Annotated in this window: 11 protein-coding genes; 4 read left to right on the top strand and 7 right to left on the bottom strand. The window is 36.8% G+C overall.

Features of this window, described 5'->3' with window-relative positions; all coding sequences use genetic code 11:
* Positions 1-28 precede the first annotated feature (28 nt).
* On the top strand, positions 29-1,177 hold the full coding sequence (locus QM524_RS23205; protein WP_283346433.1) for an MFS transporter: 1,149 nt from the start codon (positions 29-31) through the stop codon (positions 1,175-1,177).
* Positions 1,178-1,193: 16 nt separating this feature from the next.
* Complete coding sequence (locus QM524_RS23210; RefSeq protein WP_166576858.1) at positions 1,194-1,670, top strand: NUDIX hydrolase; 477 nt, start codon at positions 1,194-1,196, stop codon at positions 1,668-1,670.
* Between the two features lie 75 nt (positions 1,671-1,745).
* Here QM524_RS23210 and can read toward each other — a convergent pair whose 3' ends face one another.
* The 6 genes from can to QM524_RS23240 form a co-directional block, all read right to left on the bottom strand.
* Positions 1,746-2,375, bottom strand: a complete 630-nt coding sequence (can, locus tag QM524_RS23215) for a carbonate dehydratase (RefSeq protein WP_283346434.1) — start codon at positions 2,373-2,375, stop codon at positions 1,746-1,748.
* A gap of 187 nt (positions 2,376-2,562) precedes the next feature.
* On the bottom strand, positions 2,563-4,158 hold the full coding sequence (locus QM524_RS23220) for a SulP family inorganic anion transporter (protein ID WP_283346435.1): 1,596 nt from the start codon (positions 4,156-4,158) through the stop codon (positions 2,563-2,565).
* A 208-nt stretch (positions 4,159-4,366) separates the two neighbouring features.
* The gene (locus QM524_RS23225; protein WP_166576861.1) at positions 4,367-4,594 is read right to left on the bottom strand and encodes a hypothetical protein; all 228 of its coding nucleotides are present in this window, start codon (positions 4,592-4,594) and stop codon (positions 4,367-4,369) included.
* 599 nt (positions 4,595-5,193) lie between these two features.
* The gene (locus QM524_RS23230) at positions 5,194-6,576 is read right to left on the bottom strand and encodes a sensor histidine kinase (RefSeq protein ID WP_283346436.1); all 1,383 of its coding nucleotides are present in this window, start codon (positions 6,574-6,576) and stop codon (positions 5,194-5,196) included.
* 13 nt (positions 6,577-6,589) lie between these two features.
* Complete coding sequence (locus QM524_RS23235) at positions 6,590-7,267, bottom strand: response regulator (RefSeq protein WP_283346437.1); 678 nt, start codon at positions 7,265-7,267, stop codon at positions 6,590-6,592.
* 685 nt (positions 7,268-7,952) lie between these two features.
* Positions 7,953-8,246 carry a hypothetical protein gene (locus QM524_RS23240; protein ID WP_283346438.1) on the bottom strand — a complete coding sequence of 98 codons (294 nt, stop codon included), beginning with the start codon at positions 8,244-8,246 and terminating at the stop codon, positions 7,953-7,955.
* A gap of 871 nt (positions 8,247-9,117) precedes the next feature.
* Between QM524_RS23240 and QM524_RS23245 the strand changes: the two genes are divergently transcribed.
* A complete protein-coding gene (locus QM524_RS23245; protein WP_283346439.1) occupies positions 9,118-10,134 on the top strand; it encodes a GntR family transcriptional regulator in 1,017 nt (338 codons plus the stop codon).
* Positions 10,135-10,238: 104 nt separating this feature from the next.
* Positions 10,239-11,042: a ThuA domain-containing protein gene (locus tag QM524_RS23250; protein ID WP_283346440.1), complete on the top strand. Its 804-nt coding sequence runs from the start codon at positions 10,239-10,241 to the stop codon at positions 11,040-11,042.
* A 104-nt stretch (positions 11,043-11,146) separates the two neighbouring features.
* Here QM524_RS23250 and QM524_RS23255 read toward each other — a convergent pair whose 3' ends face one another.
* The gene (locus QM524_RS23255) at positions 11,147-14,953 is read right to left on the bottom strand and encodes a hydantoinase B/oxoprolinase family protein (RefSeq protein ID WP_283346441.1); all 3,807 of its coding nucleotides are present in this window, start codon (positions 14,951-14,953) and stop codon (positions 11,147-11,149) included.
* Between the last annotated feature and the right edge of the window lie 85 nt (positions 14,954-15,038).

A 15,038-nucleotide genomic window follows, 5' to 3' on the forward strand; every position in this document is an offset into this window, starting at 1 on the left:
TACATTCTTTCCACTCATACTAAAATTTATGGAACTATCATTAACGTCTAATCATGCTAAAGCCGCTCGTTTGGCAACCAACGCACTATTCTTTATTTCTGGACTCAGTTTTTCAAGTTGGGCTTCACGCATACCAGATGTAAAGGAGAAATTAGGCCTAGGCGATGCCGCATTAGGCACCGTTTTGTTTGCTATGCCCATTGGGAGCTTATCAGCTTTGCCATTGGCTGGTGTGATTATCAACTACATCGGTAGCCGAAAAGTTACGGTGATTGCTGCTATTATTTATTTGCTATCCATGCCTTTTTTGGGAATCGCTAACCAAGGTTGGCAACTAGCCATGGCGCTTTTCATATTTGGCTTCGGAGGTGACCTTCTCAATATTTCGATGAATGTGCAGGCGGTCAATGTTGAAAAAACCATGAGCAAATCCATCATGTCGTCGTTTCATGCCATTTTCAGTATAGGCTTTATGATTGGAGCCGCATTGGGTGGTATTCTGGCCTCACAAGGCATTTCTACGGTATGGCATTTGAGTACAGTTGGTATTTTGGACATCATTGTAGCCTTGTTTGTTTACCAATATTTAATAGCAAAAGACTTCAAATCGTCGGAGGCACAACCATTATTTGCCTTACCCGACAAAGCACTAATGCTTTTAGGGGTTATTTGTTTTTGTGGAATGCTTTGCGAAGGCGCAATGGCCGACTGGAGTGTATTATATTATAAACAAATATTGGGCAATGCTTCACAATATGCCACAGCAGCATTTACAGCATTCTCTATTACAATGGTCATAGGCAGAATAATCGGTGACAAAACAGTAGCAAAATTAGGTCTTAAAAAAACTCTGATTCTCAATTGTTCACTCCTAACTGTCGGAATGATTTTAGCGCTTGCATTGCCTATATCTTGGACTGTTATTCTCGGTTTCTCAATTACAGGACTTGGATTATCAACTGTCGTACCACTTATTTACAGCGAAGCGGGACATTCTAAAACTATGTCAGCAGGAGTAGCATTAGCGGCGATTTCAACTGTTGGTATATCAGGTTTTATGATTGGGCCAGTCATGATTGGCTATATTGCCGAATTCACGTCTTTGAAAATTGCGCTATCTTCATTAGTAATTTTAGGAGGCTTAGGAGCAATCTTGAGTACCAGAATCAAAAATTAGGAGGAAAATTACACAAATGGAAGGACTAAAAAGAGTAGCGGTGATTTGTATTCTCCGAAACCAGACCAACTTTTTACTACTAAAAAGATTCAACGAACCTCTAAAGGGACTATATGTACCTGTAGGCGGAAAAGTTGACCCTTACGAAAATCCAAAGGATGCAGCTATAAGAGAGGTTAGCGAAGAAGCTGGTTTGTCATTAGACTCTATGCGTTTTTGTGGTACTTTGGTCGAAACATCTCCTTCTAAATACAACTGGATGAGCTTTATTTATGAGGCTGAGGTAGACTATTTCGAACCACCTATCTGTAATGAAGGAATTTTAGAATGGCATGATTTTACAAACATAGACTCATTTCCGACACCCGAAACAGACTTTTTTATTTACCAATATGTACTAAAAAAGAAACCATTTGCCTTTAATGCAGTATATACAGAAAAGGTGGAATTGATTTCGATGATAGAAGAAATTGAAAATGTGAAAATTGTTTAAATAGGGATAAAAACGTAACAAAAAAGCCGATACGAAGAATAAACTACTTCTTATCGGCTTTTTGCTTAGTTAAAACTAAATTTTATAACGGAAGATTGGATCAATCTGATCAGGAGAATCAATATTTAATACTTCTTTGATTAATCCAGTATGTAAGTCAAATACCCATCCGTGCAAGTGAGGATACTCACCATTTTGCCAAGCATGCTGAATAATGGTTGTTTTAGCCAAGTTTTTAACTTGCTCATGTACATTAAGTTCAACCAAACGGTTGAATCTTTGAGCTTCGCTTTCAATACCACCTAACTCTACTTCGTGCTTAGCGTACACTTCCTTGATATTGCGTAACCACTTGTTAATCAAACCAAAATCATCATTTCCCATTGCAGCTTTTACACCACCACAGTTGTAATGACCACATACAATGATATGCTTTACTTTCAAAACTTCAACGCCATATTGTAATACCGACAGAAGGTTCATATCGGTATGTACCACCATGTTAGCCACATTTCTATGAACAAACACATCACCTGGCTGAGTATTGGTGATTTCTTCCGCAGGTACACGGCTATCAGCACAACCAATCCAAAGAAATTCAGGCTTTTGGTCTTTTGCCAATCTTTCAAAATAGGTCTCGTCCATCGACAAGCGGTCAGCTGCCCAAGCCTTGTTGTTGAGCAATAGTTTTTTGTAATCTTTCATCGAAACTTGTTTGTAACTTGTAAATACTCTGATACTTTGTCAAAGCTATAGGTTTACTGTCAGAGTATATTCGAACATTGATTATAACTAGAAAATGAAATGATAAGAATGGAATAACACCCATTAAAATTTCATTTTTATTGCTGATGAACTTTGAGTTATTTTATTGAATGCTCAAAGTTACGAATTAATGCGCGGAAACCGACTCTGGTAAGTACTGATTTATGTCTCCTTGTATTTTTCTTGATACTTTTTTGAAATCTACCTCTATATTTCGACGATATGCGGCCGCTTTGAATTCATATAATAGATTATAAATATCATGGTCTATAAACTGTGCTTTGGTAGCATCAACATAAACGGCGTCACCATCTTCTAGGCTAAGCAATATTTGTTTGATTTTGGGCTTGTTTAAAAAAGATACATCTTTATTAAATTGAATAAGTACATGTTTCCCTTCTCTCACAAACGAAACCGCAGAGTGAAAGTTTGTAAACAATACAAATATTAATCCTACTCCAGTTCCTATAAAAATACCGAATAACAAATCTTTGAACACAATTACCAAAATCGTTATCACAAACGGAATCCACTGGTCATAACCTTCTTTAAATACCTTTACAAATACTTTTGGATGTGCAAGTTTGTACCCGACTGTCAAAAGTACGGCAGCAAGAGATGATAAGGGGATTTTGTTTAGTAAATTAGGAATCAAAAGTACCGATCCCAGCAACAGCATCCCATGTACGAATGAAGACATACGAGTACGAGCACCAGAGTATACATTGGCTGAAGTTCTCACCACAACCGAAGTAATTGGTAATCCACCAATCAAACCTGAAATCATATTGCCTATTCCTTGCGCAACCAATTCTTTATCAGGCGACGCCTGTCTTTTCTGAGGATCTATAGCGTCGGAAGCTTCCAAATTAAGTAATGTTTCAAGGCTTGCTACAATTGCTAACGTAAATGCAACAATATAAACCTTGGTAGTCATCAGTGCAGAAAAATCAGGAAAAGAAAATGCTGCTACAAAATCTCCAACTCCGTTCATTTTAGGAATATTTACCATGTGAATAGGAGAATTTCCCAAATAATAAAACGGCTGATATATACGATAAGCTTCGTTCATGAGCGTACCTACTAATACAGTCACTAAGGCCGCAGGAATCATGGCAAAAATACCCTTGTACTTTTTGGCAGCACGCTCCCAAAGCAATATTACAGCCAAACAAACAATAGCAATCGTGACAGCACCGTAATTAAAATCTACTACCGAGCGAATCAACTCAGTGATAGTATTTTGGTGATCAGCTACTTGCTCAAATTCAAACTCGCCTTCATAGTCCTGGTCGTCGCCAAGTGCGTGCGGGATTTGCTTTAAAATAATCACAATACCTATGGCAACTAACATACCTCGTATTACACTTTCGGGAAAATAAGCGCTAAACTTACCTGCTTTGATAAGTCCAAGTGCCAGTTGAATGACACCAGCCAGCACAACGGCGACCAAGAACCCTTGAAAAGAGCCTATGTCGTGAATGGCTGTTGCCACGATTACCGTTAGACCAGCTGCGGGTCCACTTACCGAAATTTCGGAACCCGAAAGTAAAGCGACAAAAGTACCTGCTACGATACCTGCCAAAATACCTGAAAAGAGAGGAGCGCCAGAGGCGAGTGCGATACCTAAACATAAAGGTAAGGCTACCAGAAATACTGACAAACCAGATTTCCAGTCGCTTTTGAATAAAGCGTCTTTATAATATTGAACTGAATTATGCATTTTGTTTGATGTTGGTTTATTATGGAATCAGAGCAGAAAAGGCTCGCTATAATTCTACACCAAACATATAGATTTTTTATTTCAGATTAGAATACGATTAGAGTTTTTTTGCTAAATGAAAATACATTTTCATAACTATTCTAATATAAAATAGAAATAATTCATAAAGAATAACCAAATGTAGCAATAATTAAAGAAATTCTAATCTCTATCTAATGTCAGATTGGGTGAGGATAACATTCCCATTTTGTGGAGCAACAACTCTGCGAGAGGCTTTGGAACGGCGTATTAACTTTTTCTTTAATCTTTCAATTTCTTTGTCTGACTCTAATTTACTAGCCAATGTTGAGTCTTGCTTAATGAGCGCTTCTCTGAGGTTTTCAACGACAACAATTCGTTCGCGCCATTGGTACCAATTTGCAGCGATTGACCCCATAAAACAAATTGTAACGAGACCAGTCACCCAATAGAGCTTAGACAAGGTCGCATTTTTGGTGGTCACGTTTGTATTTTTTTGGTTGATTACAATCATAATTTCTCTGACTAAAACGATTTCTCCTACTCCGCCATTCTACTTCACTGTGAGATTCACAAAATAATTTCCATTTTGCTGGTCGCTTACTATCACTTAAGTATTAGTACTGAATTTAGAATGTAAATTTTAACATCAAAATTTTACACTCAAATTGATTATATTTTGCCCAATACCAATAGCTTAGTGTCGAAAGCCCTAAAATTAAATCGTATTTTGCATTAGTACCAACATTCGTTTTCACTTACCTTAAATTAAAAATTTTATTAATAACAAGCAAATGATGTAATGACGGATTGTTGTGTTAACATAGCAAAAAAAAGTTTCTGCAGCTCCATACAACTGCAGAAACTAAGCACCTTAAACACCTATGTTAATAGTACTAAAATCTTCTTTATGTGAAAAAGCGTTTCTTGACTATTTCATTTTTACCCTGCTCTAGCCTTTTCTTACCATAAAATAAGGAATAAATCTTTAAGATTAAATGAAGATAAAATTAAAATCTAGTTAACAACTATAACTTTTTCTTCAAAGAATTGTACTTTAAAGACAGTTCTATCTAAGGTAGACTCTTTAATATATAAATTCCCTTTATGAAGTTTGATAATTCTCTCAGCGAGAGGCAATCCAATCCCATAACCTCGCGTATCTGCTGTTTTTTTAGAACGGAAAAAGGGAAGGAAAATTAGTTTTTGGTCTTTGGTGTCAATCACCGCACCTTTGTTGATAAACTCCAAAAATAGTCCTTTATCAAAACCTATATTCACATTAATCGTCTGGTTATTAGAAAATTTACAGCCATTTTCAATAAGATTCATAAATGCTACTTTCAATAGCTGACCATTGCCCAAAATACTCAATTGCTCATCGGAATCGATATTCTCAGAAAACTCAATCGAAATGCCGTAGTTTTTGTGCACTTTCAGTAGAGAGCTTCTTGCTTCCCAAATAATATCGTCAATCCTGATGCTCGTAAATCTATTGGGCAGACTATCGTCGCTTAGTTTAGTAAGTTCGAGTAAGGTATTTGTTAGAAGGTTTAAGTCTTTTACATCTTGTAAAACCGACTCCATCGTTTCTTGATATTCCTCCTCCGTTCGTCGGTTGAGCAACGATACAGTCAGCTGAGAGATAATCTTAGTCAAGGGGTTTTTAAGCTCATGACTCACATTTGAAATGAATACCTGCTGATGTTGAAAAGCCTCCTCTACCCTAGTCAAAAGATTATTAAAGGTAAATGTCAACTGCCCTATTTCATCTTTCACATTTCGGACTTTCAAGCGCTTTTTGAGGTTGTTAGGATAGATATCATTCATCTCATTTATTACCTCGGCAATTGGCAATAAAGCCCTCCCCGCGAAAATCCAACCAAATATGGCAGAGGTAAAAACGATAATGATATATAAGGAAATCAGGATACGTTGCAAATCTCGCAGGGTTTCAAGACCTTGCTGATCGACACCACCCGCTAATACCAACAAACGGTTATATTTATCGTAATACGGAATTCCCAAAATCTGAATGTCCTGATAAGTCGTAGTGGCAGTTCCTTCGAGGCGCACGTCGTTAAGAAACTTCCGTGTTACCACAACTTTTACGGTATCGTTGTTGGTATAAATTTCCTCGTTTTTATAATTGTAAATCGAAATTTTCTCTTTGTACAAAACGTCCTTATTCGTTTTTTCGATGACCTTCAATAGCTTTGAGTCAATTTGGTCAACTTTTACGAGGAGTTCTGCAGTGGTAATAGCTTTCGACCTCAAACGAGAATAAAATCTATTCTCAATATAAGTATGGGTAAAATAATAAATCCCTAAAAATGACAAAAGCACAATTAGGGATACCAAAAGGGTAAATTGTAAAGTAAGTTTAAAGCGAATGCGCATAGCGTTTGAGCATTTATTCTGATTTCAACACATAACCCATTCCATACACATTATGGATAAGCTTTTGAGGAAAATCCTTATCTACTTTTTTTCGTAACAAATTGATATACACCTCAATAACATTCGTTCCAGTATCAAAACTAACATCCCAAACCTTTTCGGCAATTTCTACTTTTGAGAGCACTTTTCCTTGATTACGAAGCAACATTTCTAATAATTCAAATTCTTTGGCTGTTAGGGGAATTTTTACACCCGAACGCAATACCACTTTCGAATCTAGATTCATTTCTAAATCCATAAATGTCAGGGTATTTTTGTGTATACTCACACCTGTACTACGGCGAGACAACGCACGGATACGGGCTAAGAGCTCTACAAATTCAAATGGCTTTACCAAATAATCATCAGCTCCAGCATCAAACCCTACAACTTTATCTTGAAGATCACCTAAGGCCGTCAGCATCAAAATGGGCGTGGTTAAACCTTCTTTTCTCAATTCTTTGCATAATTCGATCCCATTGAGCCCTGGCATAATAATGTCGGTGACAATAACATCATAGGTATTTTTTTTAGCTAAGTGTTTGCCAATCAAACCATCATAACAATAATCCACCTCAAAACCTGATTCTTTCAATCCTTTGCTAAGGGACTGAACAGTTTTTGCTTCATCTTCTATCAATAATAACTTCATAAGGTTACTGTTTTAACTCTGTATGCGCCAACCCGACAGTGTTCTAATCAGGTTAATAATATTTATTCAAAACTACAGAAAAAACATAGACTTTCTATCATTTAGTTCGTGGCTTGTAAGAATGTAATCGTCTAAAAACAACATTGGGTTGACGAATCTCGTCAACCCAATAGATATAATAAACCACATACAAACTAAATTATTGCTATAATCAGTTTTCTAAATCCAGACACTTTCGGTGAAAGTGTTCGACCCTTTCGAGTCCAAAATGTAAATGGAACAACACCTCAGTTACTTTCTACACACCAATTTATCATTTTGTTTACCTTAACAGGTATAATTTTTGACTACTCCCTTTCTCAAAACGTTGCCTCCTACAAGTAGTTTTATTTAGTTATGTTGTTACCAATATCTAGTTCAAACTATTGGTTATACGTAACTAGTTTACTTACAAAAGTAAGTATTTGCTATGCTTTAAAATTAAATAATTATTGGCTATATCAACTTTACACTAAAGTATATTTTTCGGTAGGCGAAACAAAATGCTCATAAGAAATTTATGAAAAAACTAAGCAATCCATTTCTTTGAAAAAGAATGTGTCTGCCTCAGGAGCTGATCAATCTTGACCTACACCAAGTGGTTTATCACATCTCTTTAAAAAGAAATGTTGCCAATCATAAAGTCCTAAATTCTAAAGTTTTTGAACAGCATAAAGAGCTGTTGATCTGAGGAGTATTTTTGGAAGAATGTATAATTGATCTTGCGATTTTGTTCGGCAATCAGGTAACTGGTAAATAAATCGTAAAATGGAGAAAAAGACAATATTGCAGCAGAAGCAAAAGGATGAGTAGCGTCTTCTTCATTTTCTTCACTTTCTGAAAGATTTTCTTCACTAAACTGAAGAGCATTTGTATTTTTCGATGCTGATACAGCGCATCTTTTAATATTCTCATTTGTCTGTCCCAAATCAGCGGCCATAGAGATAGCCACCTTGAAACTTGCAAGGACAAAAATTAAGAATATTTTAAGATATAACCTCATGTATCAATTTTGAAATACTGTGGAATAACTGTTTTGTGACTTCTGATGGCAAATTAAAAAAATGGTTTAATCATTTGACAATAATTTTAATATTTTTTTTTGCCCCTCTTGTATTTTACTTTAAATAATGCAATTAAAAATCCATTTAAAACAATTTTAAAAAATCTAACAACAAAAAAATCCATTTGTAAACCAAATGGATTCTGTTTATATATTAAAAGTAGGAGAAATCTTTTCTGAAATGTTTAAGACAATTGCCTGCGGAGACACCGCTGTGTGACTCCGTCAGACATTGTACACCATTAACCATTTTTATAAACAAAAACTAACAAAATATCGACTGCTTAAGCATCTGATATATCGAACGTATATTTTGAAAGCTAGTTGTACTTTATCTAAAAGAAGATACTTTAAATGAGTAAACTATGCTACACTATGCTATGTTAAAATTTCAAGGCAAATATAAAGACATTTTTTGCTATTCAAAATAATTTCAATAATAATTTGTACAAATTGGTTAGAATTCCTCTATTTTTTTGATGTTCGCATTATTTTTTAGTTATTTTAAACTACTATATTACCGAAGAAGCAAATTTGAGTGAAGAAAGATTGAAGTTTTGAGACAATGATTTTTTTCTATAGAAAATATCATTAGCTATTTTCAACAATCTTCTTTCAGGTCATTTCGTATAGTTTAATAAACATTTTCCTTATTTATTAGTCAAACTGTATGACAACGTTTTGTAGTTGATTTTAAGAAATTTTTCAACTACGATGAATAAATACTATAAAGATTCTATTCTCATTAATGAAAGATTTTGCTCTAATCGATTCGCAATCGAGTAAACCTAAATATCAGCAACTTATAGAATATATCATCGATTCGATTGAGAACGGAAGACTCGCCAGAGGTCAACAACTTCCTTCAATCAATGAAGTCGCCCAAAATTTTGGCATGGCTCGTATGACTGTAACTAAGGCTTACGACGAACTGCGCGAGAGAGGCTTGGTGACATCACATCATGGGAAAGGCTTTTACGTGAATAGTACCGATACTCGGAGTCAGATGAACATTTTTGTGTTGTTTGATGCTCTTACTCCCTACAAAGAAATTTTATACGATGCGATTGTGGAAGGACTCGGAGAAGATGTCAATGTCAACATTTTTTTCCATCACCATAATATCAAAGTTTTTGAAAACTTGATTCTCAACAACTTAGGCCACTACAATTTCTATGTAGTAATGCCACACTTCAATCAGGATGTTTCTGATATTTTGAAACAGATTCCCAAAGAAAAGCTGTTATTATTGGATATTGATGTTCCTTCTTTTGGAGAAGACTTCGCCTTGCTGTACCAAGATTTTGAGCATAATGTTTATCAAGGTTTATCAGAGGCTCAGAATTTGATTGCCAAATATCAAACTCTTTCATTAGTCCTGAGCAGCAAAAGTTTTCAATACACACCTGTTGGGATTATTAATGGGTTCAAGAAATATTGTCTCGAAAATCAAATACCTTTTGAAATCATTCCAGATTTAGAAGAAGAGGAACATTTACAAAAAGATCATGCCTATTTAGTTTTCCGAGAAAATGATTTAGTTCGTTTTATCAACTGGTCAAACAAAAAAGGCTGGAAGTTAGGCAAAGACATAGGTCTAATTTCTTATGATGATACACCTATTAAAGAGATTTTGGCAGAAGGTATATCTGTTATTTCTAACGACTTTCAGGCGATGGGCAAACGTGCTGCCGAAATGATTTTGACTAAACAAAAAGGTCGATTTATCAATCAATGTAGTTTTATTAAACGTAAATCTTTATAAACTTACACGCAAACAACTCTATATCAAACACTTAATCCAATATAGGATAAGTACTTTTATACATCAGTATAATTTCAACAAACCCAATTGATTAATCTAAAACTATGAAATTTTTAATCACCCTACTCTTCACTTTCTTTAGTGTGCAAATCACTATTGCTCAAAAGTTTAAGGTCTTGGCATTTTACACAGGAAAGAATGATTTGGCGCATATCAGTTTTGTGAAAGAGGCCAACACTTGGTTTGGACAACTAGCCAAGGAAAAAAAGTTTAGTTACCATGCTACTAGCAATTGGGACTCTTTAAATACTGAAGTGTTAAAATCAGTAGATGTTGTATTATTTCTGGATACTCGACCTGAGCAACCTGCGCAAAGGGAAGCATTTGAAAACTACATGAAAAATGGTGGTGCTTGGTTAGGATTTCACTTTGCGGCATTTGCTCTGGATAAGTCTGCCTATCCTCAAAACTGGGATTGGTATCATAATCAATTTTTGGGAGCAGGACAATATGAAGGAAACACTTGGAGACCCACTTCGGCCATTTTGAAAATGGAGAAAAAGGGGCATCCTAGTTTGAAGAAATTAGAAAAAGAGTTTACCACTGCGCCCAACGAATGGTATAGCTGGGAACATGATTTACGTCAAAATCCTGATATTGAGATTCTATTAGCTATTTCTGAGAAAAGTTACCCATTGGGAACAGGGCCCAAAAATCATGAAATTTGGTATTGTGGTTATTATCCTGTGATGTGGACTAACAAAAAATACAAAATGGCATACATCAATATGGGACACAACGATATGGATTATGAAGGCGGAACAAATGCTACATTATCATATCAATTTGCCAATCAAAACTATCGTCAGTTAATTACTAATACACTGTTATGGCTAGGTAAGAAATAATCTTTTAATACCGTCTAATACTACTGGTTCAAGACTTTGTCTTGGACCTTTTTTTTGAACAGTTTAAAGCTGAATACACAACTAGTTCGAGACAAAGTCTCGTACTAGTTGTGGGTCAATGAAGCTATTGAATTCCCGTAGCCTCCTCCCCCTGGCGTCTTCATGATCAGCCTATCTCCTATTTCCAATTCGGCACCATCAACTCCAGCCAATAGTATTTTTTCGCCAGATGCTTTCAAAATAAACTGTTCACCACACTGTCCATTCTCTCCACCATTTATTCCATAAGGTGCATATTTTCGATGTTGCGTCAAAATAGATAGCTTCACAGGTGCTAAAAAGAGAAAGGCACGAGTGATACCATTTCCGCCTCGATATTGCCCATTTCCACCTGAGCCTTCGCGAATCCCAAAAGATTCGAGACGAACTGGATAGCGCTTTTCTAATATTTCAGGGTCAGTGATTCGGGTATTGGTCATGTGCGTATGGACACCAGATGTTCCGTCAAAGCCATTGCCAGCTCCACTTCCTCCGCAAATGGTTTCGTAATATCCAAACGAGTCGTTGCCAAACAGGGTATTATTCATCGTACCTTGCGAGCAAGCCATAATCCCAAAGGCTTTGAACAAGGTATCAGTTAAACGTTGACTAAGTTCTACATTACCTCCAACTACCGCAGGGCATTCCTCTGGATTTTCTGAAAAAATAGGACTCAATAACGTATTATTCGGAATAACCAATTCGGCAACTCTCAACAATCCATCATTGAGAGGAATATTACTCTCTAACAAAACTCTAAGCACATATATTACCACCGAGTTGACAATGGCCTCATTAGCATTCAAGTTCCCTTGGTGAACACCAGAAGTGCCCGTAAAATCTATCAAACAACGCCCCTCTTTCAAGGTCAAATTTACTTCAAGTCGGGTATCATCATCGAGTAGCTCGACAGCATGATATGCTCCATCAGGGAATTTTCGCAAACGCTCAAGCATTTTCTCAGCAGAATAAGTCTTGAGTAAGTTCATGTAATAATGCACACGCTCGAGACCATGTTCCTCCACTAATTGCTGAAGAGTCAGCTCTCCGTTTTTGATTGAGGCTAAAGCCGCATTCAAATCTGCTAAATTTTCATCAACTGCTCTGGAAGGATACGGCGCATTTTGCAGTAATTCTGTTATTTCTGTCCAATCAATTTTTCCATTTTTTGATAAAAAAACTGGTGAAATCACAACGCCTTCTTCTGCTAAATTTTTGGCATCAGGTGGCATCGAGGCTGGACGAATCCCTCCTATTTCTGAATGGTGACATCTGTTTACTACATAGCCTATAAGTTTATCGCCTTGTTTGGTATAAACTGGCGCTATCAGCGTTACATCAGGCAAATGAGAGCCTCCGAATTTGGGATGGTTTGTAATAACGATATCCCCCTTTTTAAGGGTAACTTGAGCTAAAAGTTTTCTTACACATACACCCAAACTCCCCAAATGCACAGGGATATGTGGCGCATTGGCGATGAGTTCGGCTTGGTGGTCGAGTAAGGCACACGAAAAATCAAGACGCTCTTTTACGTTGACAGAAAGTGAGGTTCTTTGTAACAAAACACCCATATTGTCAGCAATCGACATAAAGCGATTCGTAAAAAGCTCTAATTGGGTTATATCTTGTTCAGCAGAAATGACTTTTTCCTGTAAAACAGTATCAATCTTAGTCAGAATAGCAGAGCCGTTATTGGACAATTGTAACTCCCAACCTTTCTCAACAACGGTTGTACTAAATCGGTCGAGTAGTAAAGCAAAACCTGTAATTACTGAACCCGCCTTTAATTGTTCACGTAGAAAAACTGGAACTTCTTGCCACTGTCCCTCCACCCAAGCTTGTATCGTATGTGAGGGGATAGCTTGCTTTTTCGTCAAAACTACTTGACTTTTTTCTTCAAAAGTATCTTGCTTTTGAGCTGCAATCAAACGGATATTCTCTACCTCAATGGCACGATTTTCAGTCCAGTGACCATAAATTTGACGATACTTTTCCTCAAATATTTGAATACTTTTTTCGAAGCCGTCCCACTCTATTTCTAAGCTTGCATCTTGTCCTTTAAGGCGTAAATAAACATAGCGATGTTTGATATAACTTTGATGAAATTCTATGCCATCCTTCTCTAATTCTAGCATGGCTTTTGTTGCCAAGTCCTGATAATTTCTTTCTAACTCTTTATCAAGATTTTTATCATAAATCTCCAACACTGATGCCTCGGCAAAACGCTCTACTTGCGCCTGCGATATGCCGTAAGCCGACAATAAACCAGCATCTAGCGGTAATAATATTTTTGAAATACCCAATAATTCAGCTATTCCACACACATGCAAGCCTCCTGCCCCACCAAAAGCCACAAGCGCATAATCAGTAGTAGCATATCCTTTGGCTATGGATATCTTACGAACAGTTTCTGCCATTTTTTCATTGGCAATAGCTCTAAAACCCTCTAATATTTCTTCTGCTTGGGGACGAGTTCCTGTATTATTTTCGATGCTTGATAGAATTTCTTCCAAACGCTTTTTAGCACCATCCACAAAAACAGGTATACCAAACTGCGTACTATCCAAACGTCCCAACAACAAATTGACATCTGTAATCGCTAAGGGGCCACCAGCGCCATAACAAGCGGGACCTGGCCATGAGCCAGCACTTTCGGGACCAACACTCAATTTATATCCATCATAAGCACAGATAGACCCCCCACCTGCGGCTACCGTCTCGATGGCCAAGGCTGGGCTAAAAATTTGGGCATTCCCAATTTTTTGGATAAACTGATATTCTAGTTCATGGTCATAACGAGCCACATCGGTACTTGTACCGCCCATATCAAAGGCGATAAATTGTTGGATACCAGCTTTCTGAGCCACTTTAGATGCACCAACCACACCACCTGCTGGACCTGAAAACAGGCTATCTTTCGGATGAAAAGCGTCATATCTAACTAAACTCCCTGCACTAGTCATTACCTTCATATTGCCTTCGCCTACTTTGGAGGCAATATTGCTCAAGTAACGATGTATCACAGGTGATAAATAAGCATTGACCACCGTAGTTTCAGCTCGTTGTTGAAACTTGATCTGTGAGCTTAATTCTGTGGAGATATGGATAAACTCAAAATGTGGACTTAAAGCCTCTTTGAGCGCAATTTCATGAACAGGATTTCGATAAGAGTTTTTCAAACAAATTGCTACAGATTCTATTTCAGCAACCTTAAGTTTTTGAATTAGCTCGTCTATTTGCGTAATATCTATAGCTTGCAAAACTTCACCGTTGGCGTCTATTACTTCCGAAATCTCCTCGACTAATGCATACAAGGGTTCAGGACGCTCGATTTTCATCGCAAAAATATCAGGACGGGCTTGGTTGCCTATTACCAATAAATCCTTGAATCCTTTACTGACTAAAAAAGCAGTTTTGGCACCCTTCAATTCCAACAAAGCATTAGTTCCTTTGGTCGAACCTACTCGCAATTCGATAGAAGGAAAAGCCTCATGTAAAGCAGTTTCAGTAATGAGCCTTGCGCCCAATACTGGTGCTTCTTCAAAAGCAGTGAGTGCAAAGTTTTTTCCAATCAAATCACTTGGAACGGGTAAGTCAAGGGTCAATATCTTTTCCTCAAAATCATAAGATATTACCTTCGACTCAAATGATTGGTCGAGGCTATACAATTGATATCCTGCCAAAATATCTTTTGACAAATACCATGATTCTTTTATTTTAAGGCACTTTTCAGAAACTGAGGCTACGGCTTGCCCACGCAAAGTACCATTGGATAAAATCTTTTTTCGGTATATTTTTCCTTCGGAATCCGTTGCTATGCAATCAGTGAATGTTCCTCCAGTATCTATTGACACATTGTAATGCAAAGACATCTTTCGATTGGGATTTGGGATTTTTGATTTCGGATTTGGAGTCTAGCTCATTCATATCCGATGATTTATTAGTCTGATGAAAAAG

This window comes from Flectobacillus roseus (genome assembly GCF_030056595.1).
Taxonomy (GTDB): Bacteria; Bacteroidota; Bacteroidia; order Cytophagales; family Spirosomataceae; genus Flectobacillus; species Flectobacillus roseus.